We start from the raw sequence: 21,704 nt of genomic DNA, 5'->3' as shown, positions 1-21,704 counted from the left end.
GCCATGCGTATTTTATGGATCCTGCCCTACTCGCCCTGGCCCGCCACCAGCGGCGGCAAGACGCGCCAGTTCCACCTGCTGCGCAGCCTGGCGGCGCGGGGGCATCGGATCACCTTGCTGCTGCATGACAAGCATCCGGTGTCCCCTGCCGACCGCCAGGTGCTGGAAGCGTTTGTCGAACAGTTGATCATCCTGCCGCGCCGCCCGTTGCGCAGCCTCAAGACCCTGGTGGCGGGGCTGTTTGCACCCTACCCGCTGCTGGCCAGCGTGAATGGGCTGGCGGGCGAGTTGCAGGACACCTTCAACTGGTTGCTGGGTGAGCAGTGGGACGTTGTGCAGATCGAGCACAGCTACAGTTTCCAGCCTTACGAAGATGCGCTGGCGCGTAAATCACAGCCCTTTGTGCTGACCGAACACAATGTGGAATCGGCCCTGGGCGCGGCCACCTACGACCGCTTGCCGCGTTGGTCGCTGCCGTTCATTCGCTACGATCAATGGCGCTATGCCCGCTGGGAACGCCGAGTGATGCGCCAGGCCACGCAGGTGGTGGCGGTCACTCAAAGCGATGCGCACACCCTGGAGAAAATCGCCGGCAAACCCGTACCGGTGGTGGTCAATGGCGTGGACTGCGATCACTTCGCCGCCGCCCATCCCGACCCGTCGACACGCCGCGTGCTGTTCCTCGGTAACTATGAATACGCGCCGAACGTGGACGCCATCGAATGGGCCCTGGATGAAATCCTGCCCAAGGTCTGGGCGCGCTGTGCGGATGCGCGCATGAGCGTGTGCGGCTTCGGCATGCCCGGCAGCTGGCGCGAGCGCTGGAAAGACCCGCGTATCGACTGGCAAGGCTTCGTACCCAACCTGCTCGACCTGCAATCGAGCTGTTCGGTGTTCCTGGCGCCGTTGCGCCACGGCGGCGGCTCCAAGCTCAAGGTACTCGAAGCCCTGGCCGCCGGCCTGCCGCTGGCCAGCACCGAACAAGGCGTGTCGGGGCTGGACCTGGTGGAAGGCCTGGACTACCTCGGTGGGCAAAGCGCCGACGACCTGGCCGATGCCGTGGTGCGCCTGCTGCAATGCCCTGAAGCCGCCGCGCCCATGGGTGAGGCGGGCCGCGCCTACGTACGCCGCGCCCATGACTGGAGCGTCGCCGCCAGCCAATTGGAGCAGGTGTACGCCACCCTCGTGCCGCTGAGCCAGAGGGAGCCCGCATGCGTATAGGCCTGGATTACCGCACCGTCGGCACCTCGCCGCAATCGGGCATCAGCCGCCAGGTGTATGCGCTGGAAAGCGCCCTGCACACCTTGCCGGGCATCGAGCTTGAGCGGTTTACCGTAGCGCCACTGGGCGATGAAACGCGCCTGCAGGCCCACTGCCCGGCGTGGGGCTGTGCCAAGACCGCCATGCACCAGCCGCAGAATCGTCTGCGCTTTGAGGCCGGTTTTCTGCCGCGCGCCTTGCGCGAGGAGCGTATCGACCTGTACATCAGCACCTTCAACATGGGCCTGCCGTTACCGCCCAAGCCGAAGGGTTTGCGCACGGTGGTGCTGCTGCATGACCTGTTCCAGATCACCCTGGACAACTACCACGCCAACCGCTTGAAGGCGCTGATCTACAAGACCAGCGATCGCCTGTCGATTGCCTACGCGGTGCACAGCGCCGACCGCGTGTGGACGCCGTCGCAATACAGCGCGGATGAAACCGCGCGGCTGTTTCCCAAGGCGGTGGGCAAGATTCGTGTGCTGCCCAATCAGGTCGATGGCTTTGCCGGGCTGGTGGCGGACCTGAGCCGGCATCAATTGCCCGAGCGCTACTGGCTGCTGGTGGGCACCCGTGAGTTGCGCAAGAACGTGCCGTTTTTGGTGGACGCCTGGCAGCAGGCGCGGCGCCAATCCCCTTCGGTGCCGGAGTTGGTGCTGGTGGGCAGTTTGGAACACTTGCCCGAAGCCCAGCGCACATTGCCGGGGATTCGCGCCCTGAGTGGCGTGTCGGACGCCGAGTTGCAGGGGCTGTACCGCCAGGCGTCACGCCTGTGGCAGCCATCCTATGCCGAAGGCTTTGGCCTGCCGGTGATCGAGGCCCTGAGCGTCGGCACCCCGGTGGCGGTGGCCAGCGGCACTTCGCTGGATGAAATCACCCCGCCGTCGGCCCCGCGGTTTTCGCCCACCGATGGCCCGGCGCTGGTGCAATTGATGCTCAGCCTGGGCGCGCGGCCGGATGAAGACTGCGCCGAGCAACGGCGCCTGTGGGCGCAACGTTTCAACCATCATGCTTATCGCCAGCGCCTGGCCGAACTGATCGAGGAACTTCAGTGAGAGTGAACCTGGCAAGCCTCGTCGCGATCCTCTTCGGCCTGCTGTTTGGCGCCCTCGCCCTGCTGCTGTCGCCGGCCAAGGCGTTCCTGGCCGTAGTCGGCCTGGCGGGGGCAGTGACCATCCTGCGCTTTCCGTTGTGGGGGCTGTTGCTGTTCGCCATGATCGCCACGTTCATGCCGTACTCGACTATCAACCTGGGGATCCGCAGCACCGTCAGCGAAGCGATCCTGGCCCTGACCTGGGGCGCGGTGCTGTGGCACAACTTCCTGGCCCGCCTGCCCGATACGCCCAGCCTGACCCGCCGTCCCACCGACCAGATGCTGCTGTGGCTGATGCTGTTCAGCGTGTTCCCGTTTATCGTCGGCCAGGTCACCGTCCACGCCGACAGCAGCGGCGTGGCCAACTGGCTGCGCTGGTTGCTGAGCCTGTCGGCGGTGTTCCTCTGCGCCAGATTGCTGGTGGACCGCAAGCAGCGTGAATCCTTGGTGATCGCCCTGTTGCTGGGCAGCCTGGCGATGCTGGTGCTGTCGATTGCGGTGTTCGTGCGCACGCGCTCCGGGGCCGGCATTGCGCCGATTCTGGCGTTGTTCAACTACGGCAATTTCGACATGTTGAAATTCGGTCTGGAGGCCATGTCTTCGCGCATGGGTTCGCCGTGGATGCACCCGAATGCCATCGGCGGGATCATGGCATTGTTGCTGCCCCTGGCCTTCTGCTTCGGCGTGACCGAACAGGGCTGGAAACGTGCGCTGGGCCTGGGCGTCGCCTGCCTGGGCGCGGCCGCGTTGCTGTTGGCCAGCAGCCGCGGCGCGATGGTCAGCCTGGCGTTGGTGCTGGTGTGGATGGCTACGCGCCGCGTGCCCTACACCGGGCGCCTGCTGATGATCGGCGCGGCGCTGACCGTGGCACTGGTAATGGCCTACCCACCGTTGCAGGAACGCCTGGCGACGATTTTCTCCTCGGACAACGCCAGTACCGAAGTGCGGTTCGACGAGTACCGCATGTTCCCGCAGGCGGTGGTGTCCTATCCGTTCGGGATCGGCTTCAAGGTTGACCCGCCGGTACCGGGCACCCACCTGCTGGGGATCTCCAACCTGTGGCTGAACTTCATCTACAAGACCGGCATCGTCGGCATGCTGTTCTTTGTGGCGGTGACCGTGCGCTGGTGGCGTGAGGCGCGTCCGCAAAAAGGCCCGATTCGCCTGACCAAGGACAATGCCCTGTGGCTGGGCACCACCGGCGGGATTCTGTCGGCACTGGTCAGCGGCCTGTTCGACCACTACTTCAGTTTTGCGGTGGTGATGGTGGCGTTGTTCTGGCTGATGGTGGGCATCAATGTGCTGGAGGCGCGGCGGTTGTTTCCGGCGCGGCTGCCGCAGGTGAAGACCGTGGCCTACCGCAAACACCTGCCTGATGGGGCACGGCCCTGATGCTCGGCTCCGCCGCCTGGCTGACCCTGGCGACCCTGGTGGGCCTGTGCCTGGGATTTGCCCGTGAATGGTTGCTGGTGGCGGCCTGGGGCGCCGGAGAGCGCAGCGATGCCTTCCTGATCGCGCTGTTTTTGCCGGAAGCGCTGCGCATGTCGTTGGCCGGCGGTGTGCTGAGCGCCGCCGCGCTGCCCTTGTACCTGCAACGCAAGCATGGCGAACGCCTGGAGTGGCTGGCGGTGCTGTTCCCGGCGTTGCTGCTGATCGCGCTGGTCATCAGCCTGCTGCTGACGCTGTTGGCACCGTGGCTGGTGCAAGTGCTCGGCCCGGGATTGGCCGACACCGCCACAGTCTTGGCCAGCAGCAACCTGCAGATCCTCGCCTGGTGTGTGCCGGGCTTGATGTTGCATGGGCTGTTCAGCATTCCCTTGCAGGCCGGTGAACGTTTTGTCCTCGCGGGGCTGGGCTCGTTACTGTTCAACCTGCCGCCGGTGACGTACCTCGCCCTCGCGGGCACCACCAGCCAACCGCACGCGCTGGCCCTGGCCTGCCTGGCCGGCAGCCTGTTGATGCCGCTGGCGCTGTTGCCGTCGGTGTGGCGCCAAGGCTGGCGGCCATGGCGCTGGCAACTGAGCGTCGCACCCTTGCGGGAGCTGGGCCAGCGCATCGGACCGCTGTTGCTGAGCAATGGCGCCAGCCAGGGGTTGGCGCTGATCGAGCGGCTGGTGGCATCGCTGCTGGGAGAAGGCGCGGTGACTTGGGTCAACCTGGCGCGCAAGCTGATGAACCTGCCGCTGATTGCGCTGATGAGTCTCAACCAGGTACTGCTGGGCATGATGAGCCGACGTCAGGGCGATGAGCGCCTGGCCCTGCTCAAGCGCGGCCTGGAAACCGCCAGCGTGCTGACCCTGCCTGCCGGTGTCGGCCTGGTGGCGGCAGCCCCGAGCCTGGTGGCATTGCTGCTGCCCAAGCAATCGGCGGATTCGCCGTTGCCGCTGCTGCTGGCCTGGTTTGCCGTGCCGTTGGTGTTCGGCGCCTGGAACGCCTTGCTCGCGCGCTATGCCTACGCCGCTGGCGATACGCGCCAGCCACTGCGCTGCGAGTTGCTGGGCAGCCTGGTCAACGTGTTGTTGCTGGGAGCGCTGCCCTGGGTGTTTGGCCTGGCTGGTATCCCCTTGGCCGCACTGGCCGGCGTGCTCTGCACCGCACTGTTGCTGATGCAGCGCCAGGCCTTGCTCGACGCCCTGCCCTGGGCCCGGCACTGGCTGCTCAGTGCACTGCTGATGGGGCTGGCGGCGCTGATGCTGTTTGGTATTGAGGGCGTGTGGCTGCAACTGGGGCTGAGCACCCTGACGGGCGCCGTGGTGCTGCTCGGCATGGGGCTGTGGCTCAAGCCGTGGCGCAAGGCATGAATGATCGATCGGGAGCACTCAGGTGAAAAATCGCTGGATTCAAATGGATATCGCCAAGGGCATCGGCATCCTGGTGATCGTGTACGCCCACAGTTGGTTTGTCGCCACGTCGCCGGACTTGATGTACCCGATCCTGGCGTCGTTCGTACTGCCGTTGTTCTTCTTTCTGTCGGGGGTGTTTTTCAAACCTGAACAGCCGTTTGTCGAGATGGCGGTGCGTAAGGCCGACGGCCTGCTCAAGCCGTTTTTCTTCACCATGCTGGTGTATGTGATCGTGCGCGATGTGCTGCGCGGCCAACCGCTGCTGCCGGATATCGGCGGCGTGCTGTACGCCTCGGTGGACACCATCCCGTGGCAGGCGCTGTGGTTTTTGCCGCACTTTTGGGTGGCGATCCTGTTCAGTTGGGCCGTACTGCGGCTGATCCAGCGCCTGCCGCTGGCGGTGAGTTGTGCAGTGATGCTGGTGCCGCTGCTGATCGGCATCTGGATGCTGCCGTGGTTCTGGCAACTGCCGGTGACTCTCGGCGGGCAAACCTGGGTGCTGCCCGGCCTGCCCTTCAGCCTGGATATCACCCTGATCAGCAGCGCGTGTTTCGTCTACGGCTACCTGCTGCGTGACTGGCTGCGTACCCATGCGGGGTCACTGCTGACCCTGCTGGTGTCGGTGGCGCTGTTCGCGGTGGTGTTCCTCTACCGGGGCGACACCATGGACCTGGCGCAGCGTCGCTACGACCACTGGCTGTGGACCAGCCTGCTGGCGGTGATTGGGGTGTACCTGTGCTGGGCGTTGGCGCGGGTGCTGATGGCGTCGGCCCTGATCACCCGGATCATGACCTACATCGGCCAGTCGACCCTGATCCTGCTGATCTTCCATGGGGAGATCCAGCACAAGACATTCGACTTGATGGAGCGCCTGGGGCTGCACGCGTTTGTCGCGGCCTGTATCGGCTTTGTGGTGGCGGTGGTGGTGCCGTTGTTGATCGGGGAAGTGATCAAGCGGGTGGCGTTCCTGCGGTTTTTCTACTTTCCATTTCCGCTGCGCAAGGCTGCCAGATAACGGTAGGAGCGAGCGTGCTCCTACCGAGTATCGGGTTCAGTCATCCAGTTGTTGCGCGGCGGGCTTGCCGGCGTGTTTCGCCGGCTTGGCGCCCTTGGCCGGAGCCGGTGCAACGGGCTCGGGTTCCGGGGCTGCGGCGGTTTCTTTCTCGGCCATCGGCATCTGGTCGATGGCGCTGAAAAACTCTTTCAAATCGAGGCTATCCGGCGGCACGGTCTTCTCGACTTTCTTCTCGCCATCCTTGCCCACCAAGATCACTTTGGTGCCGCTGCCGGCGCCCAGTTTGAGGGCGCGGATCAGCGCATTGGTCTCGGGCGGCGTGAGCTTCTTGTTGTCCTTGGGGGCCTTGGCGAACTTCTCCCCTTCGGCACCGATGCTGCCGAACTTCACGGTGTAGAACACCATGCTGCGCTCTTCAAAGGACTGCTTGGTGGCAGGCTCGTCCAGCTGTTTCTTGAGGGTCGCCAGTGTGTCGTTGCCGGAATCAAGCTCCACCACCACCAGTGGCCGGGCTTTGCCCAGGTCCTGCTTGAGCGGGTTGATATCATCAGCAGCCAACAGCGGCCCCGTAAAAGCCATCAAGGTAGCCAGGGTCAGCGACCGGATGAGCATGCGCACCTCCTTTGAATTCCATGCAGGGTTCTTGAGTTTCATGTCTGCGACAGTCAAATTCAAGGATGATTCCTACACCGCGTTCAGAAAGCGTAGGCCAGGACGCCCGCTCCGCAAGGACTTGGCGGCGACATGCGGCATTGTTTCCTTTGATTGCGGAAACATTACGAGACCTTCCAGCCCGGCCAATGGCGGGCAAAGACAGGCGCCACGATCGGGTCGGCATCCACCTGCGCCAGGGTCTGGGCAAAGCCTGGCGCCAGGGCAGTCAAGGCCTCACGCGCCTCATCCCAGCGTGACACCGCCGCCGCCATGATGCCCAACGCATTCGGTGCGCCGTCGGGCGCGAACAGTTGGCCGGCAAACTGTTCGGCAAACACCACCCAGGCCTGGTGCAGATAGCGGCGCGTGCCCGTGACCAATTGCGCCAGCACCGCCTCATCGGCGTTGCCCAGCCAGCGTTGCGGGTAGTCGATGATGCCGATCGCCGAATAACAATTGGCCGCGATGTACACCAGGCCGCGGATGATCTGGTCACGGTCGCCGCCCAGCAGATGCGCATCGGGAAACGCCAGGCCCAGGTGGATCAGGATCGCGGCACTTTCCGTCAGCACCTGCCCATCGGGGGTAACCAGGGTGGGCACCTGTTTGAGCGGGTTGATACGGGCAAGCTCGTCGCTGCCCTCGCCGTCGGCCCAGGAGGCGGCGTCCACCCGTCGCCATGGTACCGCGCACCGTTGCAGGGCGATTTCGATCATGCAGGAGCCGGATTCGTCGATGCCATAGAGTGTGTACATGGGCCTTTCCTCCTATCGTTGCAGTTTCGCCTGCAGGTTGACCTTCACCTGCGGCCATTCCGAATCGATGATGCTGAAACGCACCGAGTTGCGCTTGCGCCCGTCGGGCATGATGCGTTCGTGACGCACGATGCCTTCCTGCACGGCGCCCAGGCGCAGAATCGCAGCACGGGACTTTTCATTGAGTTCGTCGGTGGTAAATTGCACGCGCACGCAGTCCAGCACTTCGAACGCGTAGGTCAGCAGCAGAAGCTTGGCTTCGGTGTTAATGGCGCTTTTTTGCGTGGATTGCGCCAGCCAGGTATGGCCGATCTCCAGCTTACGATTGACCCGGTCGACCTTCCAGAACCGCGTGCTGCCGACCACCTGGCCGGTGTCGCGACGCACGAGGGTGAAAGGGATCATGCTGCCCGCCTCGCGCCCGGCCAAGGCGGTGGCGATGTAATTATCGACAGTATCCGGGCCCGGTACGTGGGTGACCTTGAGGTTCCACAACTCGCCATCGGCCGCAGCAGCAAGCAAGGCGGCCGCGTGTTCGCGTTGCAGGGGTTGGAGTTCGACCGTGGTGCCGGTCAGGGTGAGCAGGGTCATGGAGCGCTACGCCGTCTGGTGATCATCAGAGGCCAAGAGTGCAGGCTCTCACCAGGGTGAATCAAGGATTTTAGAACAGACCCATTTGCCCGCCGACCAGGGTGCTGAAATCGTCACTCACGAACGGCAGTATCGCATCCGCGACCGGTTGCAATTGCCGGGTGACGTAGTGGTCGTAATCAATCGGCGCCTGGCGTACTTCCAGCGGTTCGGGGCCGTTGACGCTGATCACATAGCGGATCCAGCCGCCGCGCTGGTACTGGCGCGGGCGCCCCAGGCGGTCGTTGTATTCATCGGCCAGGCGCGCCGCGCGTACATGGGGCGGCACGTTGCGCTCGTAGTCATCCAGTTGACGGCGCAGACGTTTGCGGTAGATCAGCAGTTCATCGAACTCGCCGCTCAAAGTGCGGCGCACGTAGTCGCGTATGTAGTCCTGATGGGGCTGGCGGTGGAAGATGCGTTGGTAGAGTTCCTGCTGGAACCGGCGGGCCAGGGGCGACCAGTCGCTGCGTACGGTCTCCAGGCCTTTGTAGATCATCTCTTCGCTGCCGTCGGCATGTACCACCAGGCCGGCGTAGCGCTTCTTGCTGCCCTCCTCCGCGCCGCGAATGGTCGGCATCAGAAAGCGGCTGAAGTGGGTTTCGTATTGCAGCTCCAGGGCACTTTGCAGGCCGAACGCGCTGTGCAGGTGCTCACGCCACCAGGTGTTGACGTGCTTGACCAGCGCCTGGCCGATACGGCTGGCGTCGTCCTGGGAATGCGCGCTGCCGAGCCACACGAAGGTGGAGTCGGTGTCGCCGTAGATCACCTCATACCCCTGGGCTTCAACCAGTTCGCGGGTCTGGCGCATGATCTGGTGGCCGCGCATCGTGATCGAGGAAGCCAGTCGTGTATCGAAAAAGCGGCAACCGCTGGAACCGAGTACGCCGTAGAACGCATTCATGATGATTTTCAGCGCCTGGGACAGCGGCGCGTTGTGCTCACGCTTGGCCTCTTCGCGACCTTCGGAGACACGCGCAACGATGGCCGGCAGGCAGTGCCGGGTGCGAGAAAAGCGTGCACCGCGAAAGCCTTCGACGGAGTCGCTGTCGTCGGGGTGCTTGAGGCCTTCGATCAGGCCCACCGGGTCAATCAGGAAGCTGCGGATGATCGACGGGTAGAGGCTTTTGTAATCGAGCACCAGCACCGATTCGTAGAGGCCGGGCCGCGAGTCCATGACAAACCCGCCGGGGCTGGCCTGAGGCGGTTTGTCGCCCAGGTTCGGCGCGACGAAGCCCTGGCGGTGCATCAGCGGCATGTACAGGTGGGTAAATGCCGCTACCGAGCCGCCGTTGCGGTCGGCCGGCAACCCGGTGACGCTGGCGCGCTCCAGCAGGAACTTGAGCAGCTCGGTCTTCTCGAAAATCCGCGTGACCAGCTCGCAGTCCTTGAGGTTGTAACGCGCCAGGGCGGGCTTGTCCTCGGCGAACATGCGGTTGATTTCGTCCATGCGTTGATACGGTGTGGAGATGTCCTTGCCCTCGCCGAGCAGGGTTTGCGCGACGTTTTCCAGGCTGAAGGATTCGAAGCTCCAGGTGGCCGAACGCAAGGCTTCGATACCGTCGATGATCAGGCGCCCCGCCGCTGCGGCGAAGTAATGGTTGCGGCTGCCGTGTTCGCGCCAGGCCATGGGCTCATCGCCGCGACCGAGCATCAACGGCACGTTGAGGCGCTGGGCATGTTCGTGGAGTACGCGCAGGTCGAACTGCACCACATTCCAGCCGATGATTGCATCGGGGTCATGGGTGGCGAGCCATTGGTTGAGGCATTCGAGCAGTTGGGCGCGGGTGTCGCAGTAGTCGAGCTTGAAGTCCACCGCGTCCGTCTTGTTCGGCGGGCCGAGCATGTACACCTGGCGTTCCCCGCAGCCTTCGAGGGCGATGGAGTAGAGGTCGCCCTGGGCGGTGGTCTCGATGTCCAGGGACACCAGCTTGAGCGGCGGCCGGTAGTCGGGCGCGGGCTTCATCTGCGCGTCGCACAGGGCGCCACCGGCATCCGCTGTCCCCCCGAACCAGACCGGAGCGGTGATGAAACGCTCCATCATGTAGCGTTCCGGCGGGCGCACATCGGCTTCGTAGACATCGACACCGGCGGCGCGCAGGCGCTTTTCCACGTCCATCAACTGGCGGTGCTGGCGCGTGTAAAGGCCCAGGACCGGGCGGTGATGGAAATCGCAGAGTTGCAGCGGGCGCAATTCGATATCGCGTTCACCTTTGAGCAACCAATCCAGCGGCTTGCGATGGGCCTCGGGAATGAACATCACCGAGGTCTGCACGGGTAGGCGGATAAACCGTGGCCCCTGGTCTGTGGCCAGCCAGAAACTGACCTCCGTGCCCGCCGGGGTATCGCGCCAATGCCGGGTCAGGACAAAACCCTGCTGTAAATCCACCGTACCGCACCTCTGGAATAGCTTTCAGGCGTTGATTCTACGCGGCATCTGCGCAAACGCGGCAGGTAAACGCGCACGCAGACTGCAATCTGACAAATTTGTTGCACGCCGTTAATAATAATTACTATCATCTGCGCCGGAGTCGTATTCGCGCAGTGAGGAAGCGCAACGCCTGTTGCCCCTCTTCTCACATTGACGGTTCGCCGTCAGGATCGACCATGCCCACCCGTAGCCCATTCGCTGTGCCGTTTCGCCCGACCTTGCTCGCCCTTTGCTGTTCCCTGAGCCTTGCCGCCCATGCTGCAACCCCAGTCAACCCGCAGGATGCGAACAACCGTCAGGACGGCAGCACACTGGAATTGGGTGCCACCACTATCAACGCCGACGGGCCCGCACCGGGTGCCCTTCCCCCCGTGTACAGCGGCGGCCAGGTGGCACGCGGTGGTCAATTGGGAGTGCTGGGCAACCAGGACATCATGGACGTCCCCTTCAGCATGGCCTCCTATACCGAAAAATTGATTCGTGATCAGCAGGCCGAGACCGTCGGCGATGTGCTGCTCAATGACTCGTCGGTGCGCCAGGCGTCGGGGTATGCGAACCAGGCGCAGACCTTCATGATCCGTGGCCTGCCGTTGAACGGCGATGACATTTCCTACAATGGTTTGTACGGCATCCTGCCACGTCAGATCATCTCTACCGACGCGCTGGAGCGTGTGGAAGTGTTCAAGGGGCCCAACGCGTTTATCAACGGTGTGACACCGGGCGGCTCGGGGATCGGCGGCGGCGTGAACCTGCAACCCAAGCGCGCCGATGATGTACCGCTGCGTCGCTTCAGCACGGATATCAGCAGCGATGGCCGTGTAGGCGAACACGTGGATATCGGCCAGCGGTTCGGCGAAGACAATCGTTTTGGTGCACGGGTAAACCTGTCCCAACGCGAAGGGGATACCGGTATTGACGATGAAAACCAGCGTTCCAAACTGTTTGCCCTCGGCCTGGATTACCGCGGTGATGCTTTGCGCGTATCGAGTGATTTTGTCTATCAAAAGCAGCACATCAACGGCGGGCGCAATTCGGTATTCCTGGGTACCGCCACCCATGTACCGGATGCGCCTTCAGCAGACACGAACTATGCGCCGAGCTGGAGCAGTACCAACCTTGAAGACACCTTGGGAATGCTGCGCGCCGAGTATGACCTGAACGAAAACTGGACGGCTTATGCGGCAGCCGGTGCCAAACACAGCCGTGAAATGGGCCAATATTCATCGGTGACCCTGACCGATAACCTCGGCAATGCCACATCCAGCCGCTCGACCATCGCGCACGAAGAAGACAACTCCAGTCTCATGAGCGGCCTGAACGGCAAATTCCAGACTGGCGCCGTCAGCCATCGACTCAACTTCGGCCTCGCGGGCATTTGGACCCAGGCACGTAACGCCTATGTCTTCAACGGCTCACCGAGTGCGACCAATATCTACGCGCCTGTGACTGGCGCACCACCGACTCTCAACAACCCGCGCAATACCCCGGGTACCGATTTCAGCGACCCGACCATTACCGCCAAGACATTCGTGCGCAGCGTAGCCGTCTCCGACACCGTGGGCTTCTTCGATGACCGCCTATTGGTGACCGTCGGCGCACGTCGCCAGCAGATGGTGGTTCAGGGTTACAACTACATGAGCGGTACACGCACCGCCAACTATGACGAATCGATCACCACGCCGGTCTACGGCATTGTGTTCAAGCCATGGGAACACGTGTCGGTGTACGCCAACCGCATCGAAGGCTTGGCCCAAGGACCGGTTTCCCCGCTTGTGGCAGGCACCCGCACTGTGATTGGCGGCGGGCAGGCCTACGCGCCCGCTCGCTCCAAGCAGATCGAAGCGGGCGTCAAAGTGGACATGGGTACCTATGGCGCTACCTTAGGGGTTTATCGTATCGAGCAGCCTGGAGCAGGTTACTCGGAGGTCGTCGATGCAACCACCGCACGCTACGTTCGTGAAGGCCAGCAGATCAATAAAGGCGTCGAATTGAATGTCTTCGGCGAACCGGTCAGCGGCCTGCGTTTGCTGGGTGGTGTGACCGTGATGAAGACCGAACTCAAGGACACACAGAACGGTGCCAACGATGGCAACCGCGCCATTGGTGTACCTTCCTTCCAGCTCAACGCGGGCGTGGACTGGGATATACCCGCCCTGCAAGGCGTGACCCTCAACGGGCGCATGCTGCGCACCGGTGGCCAGTACGCGGATGCAGCCAACAACTTGAGCCTGCCGGCCTGGAACCGCTTCGATATAGGCGCGCGCTATACGTTCACGCTGGACCAGCGTGATGTAACTCTCGGGGTTACTGTGGAAAACGTCGCTAACGAAAAATACTGGGAGTCGGCTCAGGGCGGGTTCCTGAGCCAGGGCGATCCTCGCGTAGCCAAGTTGTCCGCGACGGTGGATTTCTAACCGTAAGGCCATTCCCCCGTGAACATTGGGAACGACAAAGACGGGCATCCGTTAATGATGCCCGTTATGCGGCTCACGCCCTACGTGCTTTGCTCAAATAGTTTTCGATATTGCCCATCTGATCATCCCAGCCACGGGAGTTCATCTTGAAGGCCTTTTGCCGACGAGCCTCCGGCACCGCGTTGAAACCGGATTCAACCACCCGCAGCAAAATGCCCGGCGCCCGATCCTCAATGGTGAATTCCACCAGTGTCGGGGTTTCCTTGTCGTAGTCGACGCCCTCTTCCACTGCGAAGGGGTGCCACCAGAAAGAGAACAATGTTTGCGGCAGGATGCGTTCGATTTTGGCTTTCCAGATCACGTGTTCGTAACCTGGGTAGGTAATCGGCGCCTCTATGGTTTCCCCTGCCACAAAGGCTTTGCCCTTGAGGGCGATACCAAACCAATTACCGAATTGCTCGGCATGGGTGAGCGCTTCCCAGACCTGTTTACGTGAAGCGTTCAGCAGAACTTTTCGCTCAATGCGATCTAATACGTGCATAAGTCACCTCCTCCATTGACAGTAGGCGACACCAAATAATGCGCAACCTCAGGTTGTAAGCAATCATGATGACCCCGTCCTTGAACCGGCAATACGTTTATGACTGACCCATTGAATGGAAGTTGCTTCTGCAAAGGTGTCCGCTATCAGGTGGACCAGTTGGACATGCCTATCAGCCACTGCCACTGCGCAAGCTGCCGCAAAATACATGCGGCGCCGTTTGTCGCCACCGCTGGCGTAATGCGCGAACATTTTCGCTGGACGCAAGGAGAGGAACTGTTGGCGTCCGTTGAATCTTCGCCGGGTAAGCTCAGGCATTTCTGTTCGCGCTGCGGCTCCCATCTGATAGCAGAGCGTGGGCATCAGCCCCATGTGATCGTGCGGGTAGCGACGCTGGACGATGATCCGGGCGTCAGGCCCACCTCGCACATCTGGACGGCCCATGATGTGCCCTGGCTTGCCCATGAAGGCATAGAGCAATGGGACGAGTGGAAGGCATGATTTAAACGTGGGGGTCACCTGGCGCTTTTGCCGGCGTCGCATATTGCGGCTTCAGGTGACCGTCCTGGTCGAGTAGCCAGGCATCCATGATTTGCCGCACCACCGGACCCGCGACGCGACCACCGGCCTCACCGTTTTCGATCATCACCGAAATCACTATCTTCGGGTGTTCGGCCGGAGCGAAGCCAACGAACAACGCGTTGTCACGGTGGCGTTCCAGGGTCTTCTCGCGGTTGTAACGCTCGCCTTGCTTGATCGCAACCACTTGCGCGGTACCGCTCTTGCCGGCAATGCGATATTGCGCCCCTTGTGCGGCGGCCCGGGCGATACCTCGTGGGTCATGCATCACCAGTTGCATACCGTGGTTGACCTGCTCCCAATCACGCGGATCTTTGAGGACGACGTTGGGCATTGGATTCTGGTCTACCGGCGGCTCACCATTGATCGTCTTGGCCAGGTGAGGCCGATTCCACACGCCTTTGTTGGCGATCAACGCCGTGGCCTGGGCCAATTGCAGCGGAGTGACTTGCATGTAACCCTGGCCAATGCCGAGGATCACGGTTTCGCCCGGGAACCAGGGTTGGCGCCGTGTGGCGCGCTTCCATGCCTGGGATGGCATCAAGCCAGCGGACTCTTCGAACATGTCCAGGGAGACTTTCTGACCCAGGCCGAACTCGGCCAAGTAGTCATGCAGGCGGTCAATGCCGAGCTTGTGAGCTAGGTCGTAAAAGTAAGTGTCGTTGGAACGCATGATGGCAGCGTCCATGTCTACCCAGCCGTCACCACTGTGGTTCCAATTGCGGTATTTGTGGTCAAAGTCGGGGAGCTGGTAGTAACCGGGGTCGAATACACGGGTCTGTGGGGTGACAACACCGCTGTCGAGACCAGCGATGGCCACTTCCGGCTTGATGGTCGAACCTGGCGCATAGAGCCCTCGGAGGACGCGGTTGAAGAGCGGCCGGTCAATGGAGTCGTGCAGCGCGGCATATTCCTTGAAACTGATGCCGGTGACGAACAGGTTCGGGTCAAAACTCGGCTTGCTGACCATGGCCAGCACTTCACCGGTTTGCGGATCGAGGGCAACCACCGAGCCACGGCGATCACCCAGGGCCTCTTCCGCAGCCTCCTGGAGCTTCACATCGAGGCTCAGGACGATATTTTTGCCAGGAATCGGGTCGGTGTGCTTGAGCACACGGAGTACGCGGCCCTGGGCATTGGTCTCGACCTCTTCGTAGCCGACATGACCATGCAGTTCGGACTCGTAGAAACGCTCGATACCGGTTTTGCCGATGGACTGCGTGCCACGGTACTCCACCGAGTCGAGGGCTTTGGATTCTTTCTCATTGATCCGCCCCACATAACCGATGGAGTGGGCAAAGTGCGCACCCAGCGGGTAGTGACGGACGAATTGCGGCTCTACATCTACTCCTGGCAGGCGGAACTCATTCACCGCCAGCAATGCAATTTGCTCTTCGGTCAACTCGTAAAACAATGTCACGGGAACGAATGGGTGGCGTGCCTGCTTCAGAGCCTTGTCGAACAGTGCTCGGTCTTCGACAGGCAGGTGCAGCAAGTTGACGATGGCGTCGAGCTCGCCCTTGAGGTCAGTGGTGCGCTCGCGGGTGATGGTCAGGTTGTAGCTGGGTCGGTTATCGGCAAGCAGCACGCCATTACGGTCATAAATAAGGCCACGTGTCGGAGTGATGGGCAGCACGTGGACACGGTTGTTTTCAGAAATCGTGGAGTGGTAGTCGAACTGTACGACTTGAAGGAAATACATACGCCCTACCAGCGCACACGTAATGCCTATCACCAACAACGCACAAGCGAGCAGGCGCTTGTTGACCAGGCGGTTTTCTTTTTCGTGATCTTTAATCGGTATAGGTTCAGGCATTTCTACAGCATCTCGTTGAAGAAGGTCGACGCCGCATCCTGCGATGAAAGATCAGTCCTTGAGAAATGTGCTGCACCATACCAAAAATGCAGAAACACTTTGCATTGAATTCCCCAACGGCACTCTGAAGTGAGTTCCATCTCGATGGGTACGGTGATACGGCAACTGCCCTTGAAGAGAATCAACAGCTCATCCGCCTAGGCGTACCCACTTTTCAACCGCCCAAAACAAAACCCCATCTGCTTTCGCAAATGGGGTTTCGGAATTTAATCTTGACGATGACCTACTCTCACATGGGGAAACCCCACACTACCATCGGCGATGCATCGTTTCACTGCTGAGTTCGGGATGGGATCAGGTGGTTCCAATGCTCTATGGTCGTCAAGAAATTCGGGTACTGAGTCGTGGCCAGCGGGCCTCGCTTCAGCAAATTGGGTATGTGACAGCTGTCGGTGTTTTGTGAAATCTCGAACTTTCGGTTCATTGCGTCTTCACACACCGCAATCTGGCCTTTCGACGCAAATTGCTTGGGTGTTATATGGTCAAGCCTCACGGGCAATTAGTATTGGTTAGCTCAACGCCTCACAGCGCTTACACACCCAACCTATCAACGTCGTAGTCTTCGACGGCCCTTCAGGGGACTCAAGGTCCCAGTGAGATCTCATCTTGAGGCTAGTTTCCCGCTTAGATGCTTTCAGCGGTTATCTATTCCGAACATAGCTACCCGGCAATGCCACTGGCGTGACAACCGGAACACCAGAGGTTCGTCCACTCCGGTCCTCTCGTACTAGGAGCAGCCCCTCTCAAATCTCAAACGTCCACGGCAGATAGGGACCGAACTGTCTCACGACGTTCTAAACCCAGCTCGCGTACCACTTTAAATGGCGAACAGCCATACCCTTGGGACCGGCTTCAGCCCCAGGATGTGATGAGCCGACATCGAGGTGCCAAACACCGCCGTCGATATGAACTCTTGGGCGGTATCAGCCTGTTATCCCCGGAGTACCTTTTATCCGTTGAGCGATGGCCCTTCCATACAGAACCACCGGATCACTAAGACCTACTTTCGTACCTGCTCGACGTGTCTGTCTCGCAGTCAAGCGCGCTTTTGCCTTTATACTCTACGACCGATTTCCGACCGGTCTGAGCGCACCTTCGTACTCCTCCGTTACTCTTTAGGAGGAGACCGCCCCAGTCAAACTACCCACCATACACTGTCCTCGATCCGGATAACGGACCTGAGTTAGAACCTCAAAGTTGCCAGGGTGGTATTTCAAGGTTGGCTCCACGCAGACTGGCGTCCACGCTTCAAAGCCTCCCACCTATCCTACACAAGCAAATTCAAAGTCCAGTGCAAAGCTATAGTAAAGGTTCACGGGGTCTTTCCGTCTAGCCGCGGATACACTGCATCTTCACAGCGATTTCAATTTCACTGAGTCTCGGGTGGAGACAGCGCCGCCATCGTTACGCCATTCGTGCAGGTCGGAACTTACCCGACAAGGAATTTCGCTACCTTAGGACCGTTATAGTTACGGCCGCCGTTTACCGGGGCTTCGATCAAGAGCTTCGCGTTAGCTAACCCCATCAATTAACCTTCCGGCACCGGGCAGGCGTCACACCCTATACGTCCACTTTCGTGTTTGCAGAGTGCTGTGTTTTTAATAAACAGTCGCAGCGGCCTGGTATCTTCGACCGGCATGGGCTTACGGAGCAAGTCCTTCACCCTCACCGGCGCACCTTCTCCCGAAGTTACGGTGCCATTTTGCCTAGTTCCTTCACCCGAGTTCTCTCAAGCGCCTTGGTATTCTCTACCCAACCACCTGTGTCGGTTTGGGGTACGGTTCCTGGTTACCTGAAGCTTAGAAGCTTTTCTTGGAAGCATGGCATCAACCACTTCGTTAACTAAAAGTTAACTCGTCATCAGCTCTCGGCCTTAAGATCCCGGATTTACCTAAGATCTCAGCCTACCACCTTAAACTTGGACAACCAACGCCAAGCTGGCCTAGCCTTCTCCGTCCCTCCATCGCAATAACCAGAAGTACAGGAATATTAACCTGTTTTCCATCGACTACGCTTTTCAGCCTCGCCTTAGGGACCGACTAACCCTGCGTCGATTAACGTTGCGCAGGAAACCTTGGTCTTTCGGCGTGGGTGTTTTTCACACCCATTATCGTTACTCATGTCAGCATTCGCACTTCTGATACCTCCAGCAAGCTTCTCAACTCACCTTCACAGGCTTACAGAACGCTCCTCTACCGCATCACTTACGTGATACCCGTAGCTTCGGTGTATGGTTTGAGCCCCGTTACATCTTCCGCGCAGGCCGACTCGACTAGTGAGCTATTACGCTTTCTTTAAAGGGTGGCTGCTTCTAAGCCAACCTCCTAGCTGTCTAAGCCTTCCCACATCGTTTCCCACTTAACCATAACTTTGGGACCTTAGCTGACGGTCTGGGTTGTTTCCCTTTTCACGACGGACGTTAGCACCCGCCGTGTGTCTCCCATGCTCGGCACTTGTAGGTATTCGGAGTTTGCATCGGTTTGGTAAGTCGGGATGACCCCCTAGCCGAAACAGTGCTCTACCCCCTACAGTGATACATGAGGCGCTACCTAAATAGCTTTCGAGGAGAACCAGCTATCTCCGAGCTTGATTAGCCTTTCACTCCGATCCACAGGTCATCCGCTAACTTTTCAACGGTAGTCGGTTCGGTCCTCCAGTTAGTGTTACCCAACCTTCAACCTGCCCATGGATAGATCGCCCGGTTTCGGGTCTATTCCCAGCGACTAGACGCCCTATTAAGACTCGCTTTCGCTACGCCTCCCCTATTCGGTTAAGCTCGCCACTGAAAATAAGTCGCTGACCCATTATACAAAAGGTACGCAGTCACCCAACAAAGTGGGCTCCCACTGCTTGTACGCATACGGTTTCAGGATCTATTTCACTCCCCTCTCCGGGGTTCTTTTCGCCTTTCCCTCACGGTACTAGTTCACTATCGGTCAGTCAGTAGTATTTAGCCTTGGAGGATGGTCCCCCCATATTCAGACAAAGTTTCTCGTGCTCCGTCCTACTCGATTTCATGACTAAGAGATTTTCGCGTACAGGGCTATCACCCACTATGGCCGCACTTTCCAGAGCGTTCCGCTAATCTCAAAGCCACTTAAGGGCTAGTCCCCGTTCGCTCGCCACTACTAAGGGAATCTCGGTTGATTTCTTTTCCTCAGGGTACTTAGATGTTTCAGTTCCCCTGGTTCGCCTCTTGCACCTATGTATTCAGTACAAGATAACCATCTTATGATGGCTGGGTTCCCCCATTCAGACATCTCCGGATCAAAGTCTGTTTGCCGACTCCCCGAAGCTTTTCGCAGGCTACCACGTCTTTCATCGCCTCTGACTGCCAAGGCATCCACCGTATGCGCTTCTTCACTTGACCATATAACCCCAAGCAATCTGGTTATACTGTGAAGACGACATTCGCCGAAAATTCGATCATACTCAATTAAGAGCCACTCACAAATTTTACCTTAGCCTGAGCCGTTACCAGTGAAAGTAACGTTCAGTCTATCTTTCTATCACATACCCAAATTTTTAAAGAACGATCTAATCAAAGACTAGAAATCAACATTCACCATCATACTGATGGAATGCTCATTTCTAAGCTTTCATAACGCAGAAGCAGTAGTGGTGGAGCCAAACGGGATCGAACCGTTGACCTCCTGCGTGCAAGGCAGGCGCTCTCCCAGCTGAGCTATGGCCCCGTATTTCTACAGGCGTTTCCCACACAAAATTGGTGGGTCTGGGCAGATTCGAACTGCCGACCTCACCCTTATCAGGGGTGCGCTCTAACCAACTGAGCTACAGACCCAATTTCGGGCTGCTTCTTTATCGTCTTCTTCAATGAATCAAGCAATTCGTGTGGGAACTTATGGAGCAGCTGATGTCGTCGATTAAGGAGGTGATCCAGCCGCAGGTTCCCCTACGGCTACCTTGTTACGACTTCACCCCAGTCATGAATCACACCGTGGTAACCGTCCTCCCGAAGGTTAGACTAGCTACTTCTGGTGCAACCCACTCCCATGGTGTGACGGGCGGTGTGTACAAGGCCCGGGAACGTATTCACCGCGACATTCTGATTCGCGATTACTAGCGATTCCGACTTCACGCAGTCGAGTTGCAGACTGCGATCCGGACTACGATCGGTTTTCTGGGATTAGCTCCACCTCGCGGCTTGGCAACCCTCTGTACCGACCATTGTAGCACGTGTGTAGCCCAGGCCGTAAGGGCCATGATGACTTGACGTCATCCCCACCTTCCTCCGGTTTGTCACCGGCAGTCTCCTTAGAGTGCCCACCATCACGTGCTGGTAACTAAGGACAAGGGTTGCGCTCGTTACGGGACTTAACCCAACATCTCACGACACGAGCTGACGACAGCCATGCAGCACCTGTCTCAATGTTCCCGAAGGCACCAATCCATCTCTGGAAAGTTCATTGGATGTCAAGGCCTGGTAAGGTTCTTCGCGTTGCTTCGAATTAAACCACATGCTCCACCGCTTGTGCGGGCCCCCGTCAATTCATTTGAGTTTTAACCTTGCGGCCGTACTCCCCAGGCGGTCAACTTAATGCGTTAGCTGCGCCACTAAGAGCTCAAGGCTCCCAACGGCTAGTTGACATCGTTTACGGCGTGGACTACCAGGGTATCTAATCCTGTTTGCTCCCCACGCTTTCGCACCTCAGTGTCAGTATCAGTCCAGGTGGTCGCCTTCGCCACTGGTGTTCCTTCCTATATCTACGCATTTCACCGCTACACAGGAAATTCCACCACCCTCTACCATACTCTAGTCAGTCAGTTTTGAATGCAGTTCCCAGGTTGAGCCCGGGGATTTCACATCCAACTTAACAAACCACCTACGCGCGCTTTACGCCCAGTAATTCCGATTAACGCTTGCACCCTCTGTATTACCGCGGCTGCTGGCACAGAGTTAGCCGGTGCTTATTCTGTCGGTAACGTCAAAACCATCACGTATTAGGTAATGGCCCTTCCTCCCAACTTAAAGTGCTTTACAATCCGAAGACCTTCTTCACACACGCGGCATGGCTGGATCAGGCTTTCGCCCATTGTCCAATATTCCCCACTGCTGCCTCCCGTAGGAGTCTGGACCGTGTCTCAGTTCCAGTGTGACTGATCATCCTCTCAGACCAGTTACGGATCGTCGCCTTGGTGAGCCATTACCCCACCAACTAGCTAATCCGACCTAGGCTCATCTGATAGCGCAAGGCCCGAAGGTCCCCTGCTTTCTCCCGTAGGACGTATGCGGTATTAGCGTCCGTTTCCGAACGTTATCCCCCACTACCAGGCAGATTCCTAGGCATTACTCACCCGTCCGCCGCTCTCAAGAGAAGCAAGCTTCTCTCTACCGCTCGACTTGCATGTGTTAGGCCTGCCGCCAGCGTTCAATCTGAGCCATGATCAAACTCTTCAGTTCAAACATCTTTGGGTTTTTAAGAAACCCTAAACTTGGCTCAGCAATCGTTGGTTATTCTTTGATTTCTCGCGGAGTAACTTGTGATGCTGATAATCTTGTTGACTATCAGTCTGACTCCACAAGCACCCACACGAATTGCTTGATTCAGTTGTTAAAGAGCGGTTGGTTAAGAGCTTTCGTCTCAACCGAGG

General features: G+C 59.3%; 13 protein-coding genes, 2 tRNA genes and 3 rRNA genes. 7 read left to right on the top strand and 11 right to left on the bottom strand.

Annotated features, from left to right (window positions below):
• The first annotated feature begins 3 nt into the window (after nucleotides 1–3).
• The 5 genes from J3D60_RS31185 to J3D60_RS31165 are packed head-to-tail and all read left to right on the top strand — an operon-like array spanning nucleotide 4 to nucleotide 6,211.
• Nucleotides 4–1,221: a glycosyltransferase family 4 protein gene (locus tag J3D60_RS31185; protein ID WP_253493919.1), complete on the top strand. Its 1,218-nt coding sequence runs from the start codon at nucleotides 4–6 to the stop codon at nucleotides 1,219–1,221.
• Nucleotides 1,212–2,315 carry a glycosyltransferase family 1 protein gene (locus tag J3D60_RS31180; protein ID WP_065939417.1) on the top strand — a complete coding sequence of 368 codons (1,104 nt, stop codon included), beginning with the start codon at nucleotides 1,212–1,214 and terminating at the stop codon, nucleotides 2,313–2,315. The genes J3D60_RS31185 and J3D60_RS31180 overlap by 10 nt, the downstream gene beginning before the upstream one ends.
• A 2-nt stretch (nucleotides 2,316–2,317) precedes the next feature.
• Nucleotides 2,318–3,745 carry an O-antigen ligase gene (locus J3D60_RS31175; RefSeq protein WP_027603097.1) on the top strand — a complete coding sequence of 476 codons (1,428 nt, stop codon included), beginning with the start codon at nucleotides 2,318–2,320 and terminating at the stop codon, nucleotides 3,743–3,745.
• Nucleotides 3,745–5,154: a lipid II flippase MurJ gene (locus J3D60_RS31170; protein WP_253493918.1), complete on the top strand. Its 1,410-nt coding sequence runs from the start codon at nucleotides 3,745–3,747 to the stop codon at nucleotides 5,152–5,154. The genes J3D60_RS31175 and J3D60_RS31170 overlap by 1 nt, the downstream gene beginning before the upstream one ends.
• A gap of 22 nt (nucleotides 5,155–5,176) precedes the next feature.
• A complete protein-coding gene (locus J3D60_RS31165) occupies nucleotides 5,177–6,211 on the top strand; it encodes an acyltransferase family protein (RefSeq protein ID WP_253493917.1) in 1,035 nt (344 codons plus the stop codon).
• Between the two features lie 36 nt (nucleotides 6,212–6,247).
• On the opposite strand, the gene J3D60_RS31160 is transcribed toward J3D60_RS31165, so the two are convergent.
• The 4 genes from J3D60_RS31160 to J3D60_RS31145 form a co-directional block, all read right to left on the bottom strand.
• Entirely contained in the window at nucleotides 6,248–6,823 is a 576-nt protein-coding gene (locus J3D60_RS31160) for a DUF4174 domain-containing protein (RefSeq protein ID WP_253493916.1), read from the bottom strand.
• A gap of 164 nt (nucleotides 6,824–6,987) precedes the next feature.
• Nucleotides 6,988–7,620 carry a glutathione S-transferase N-terminal domain-containing protein gene (locus J3D60_RS31155; RefSeq protein WP_065939421.1) on the bottom strand — a complete coding sequence of 211 codons (633 nt, stop codon included), beginning with the start codon at nucleotides 7,618–7,620 and terminating at the stop codon, nucleotides 6,988–6,990.
• A gap of 12 nt (nucleotides 7,621–7,632) precedes the next feature.
• A complete protein-coding gene (locus J3D60_RS31150) occupies nucleotides 7,633–8,211 on the bottom strand; it encodes a GNAT family N-acetyltransferase (protein WP_065939422.1) in 579 nt (192 codons plus the stop codon).
• Nucleotides 8,212–8,281: 70 nt separating this feature from the next.
• A complete protein-coding gene (locus J3D60_RS31145; protein ID WP_065939423.1) occupies nucleotides 8,282–10,639 on the bottom strand; it encodes a DNA polymerase II in 2,358 nt (785 codons plus the stop codon).
• Nucleotides 10,640–10,857: 218 nt separating this feature from the next.
• Here J3D60_RS31145 and J3D60_RS31140 point away from each other — a divergent pair, with 218 nt between their 5' ends.
• Nucleotides 10,858–13,095, top strand: a complete 2,238-nt coding sequence (locus J3D60_RS31140; RefSeq protein ID WP_253493914.1) for a TonB-dependent siderophore receptor — start codon at nucleotides 10,858–10,860, stop codon at nucleotides 13,093–13,095.
• Between the two features lie 73 nt (nucleotides 13,096–13,168).
• On the opposite strand, the gene J3D60_RS31135 is transcribed toward J3D60_RS31140, so the two are convergent.
• Nucleotides 13,169–13,636: an SRPBCC family protein gene (locus J3D60_RS31135; RefSeq protein ID WP_065939425.1), complete on the bottom strand. Its 468-nt coding sequence runs from the start codon at nucleotides 13,634–13,636 to the stop codon at nucleotides 13,169–13,171.
• Nucleotides 13,637–13,735: 99 nt separating this feature from the next.
• Here J3D60_RS31135 and J3D60_RS31130 point away from each other — a divergent pair, with 99 nt between their 5' ends.
• Entirely contained in the window at nucleotides 13,736–14,137 is a 402-nt protein-coding gene (locus J3D60_RS31130) for a GFA family protein (RefSeq protein ID WP_253493912.1), read from the top strand.
• A 1-nt stretch (nucleotide 14,138) separates the two neighbouring features.
• On the opposite strand, the gene mrdA is transcribed toward J3D60_RS31130, so the two are convergent.
• From mrdA to J3D60_RS31100, 6 genes are all read right to left on the bottom strand, one after another.
• On the bottom strand, nucleotides 14,139–16,031 hold the full coding sequence (gene mrdA / locus J3D60_RS31125; RefSeq protein ID WP_065939427.1) for a penicillin-binding protein 2: 1,893 nt from the start codon (nucleotides 16,029–16,031) through the stop codon (nucleotides 14,139–14,141).
• Nucleotides 16,032–16,301: 270 nt separating this feature from the next.
• Nucleotides 16,302–16,417, bottom strand: a 5S ribosomal RNA gene (gene rrf / locus J3D60_RS31120).
• A 152-nt stretch (nucleotides 16,418–16,569) separates the two neighbouring features.
• Nucleotides 16,570–19,461: ribosomal RNA gene (locus J3D60_RS31115) — 23S ribosomal RNA — on the bottom strand.
• Nucleotides 19,462–19,710: 249 nt separating this feature from the next.
• Nucleotides 19,711–19,786 (bottom strand) — tRNA-Ala (locus J3D60_RS31110).
• A 30-nt stretch (nucleotides 19,787–19,816) separates the two neighbouring features.
• Nucleotides 19,817–19,893, bottom strand: a tRNA-Ile gene (locus J3D60_RS31105).
• A gap of 83 nt (nucleotides 19,894–19,976) precedes the next feature.
• A 16S ribosomal RNA gene (locus J3D60_RS31100) occupies nucleotides 19,977–21,513 on the bottom strand.
• The 16S, 23S and 5S rRNA genes sit together here with 2 tRNA genes alongside, the layout of an rRNA operon.
• Nucleotides 21,514–21,704: the final 191 nt, after the last annotated feature.

Origin of the sequence: Pseudomonas sp. S3E17 (assembly GCF_024168685.1) — a bacterium.
GTDB classification, from domain to species: Bacteria; Pseudomonadota; Gammaproteobacteria; order Pseudomonadales; family Pseudomonadaceae; genus Aquipseudomonas; species Aquipseudomonas marginalis.
This window is presented reverse-complemented; position numbering and strand designations above follow the sequence as displayed.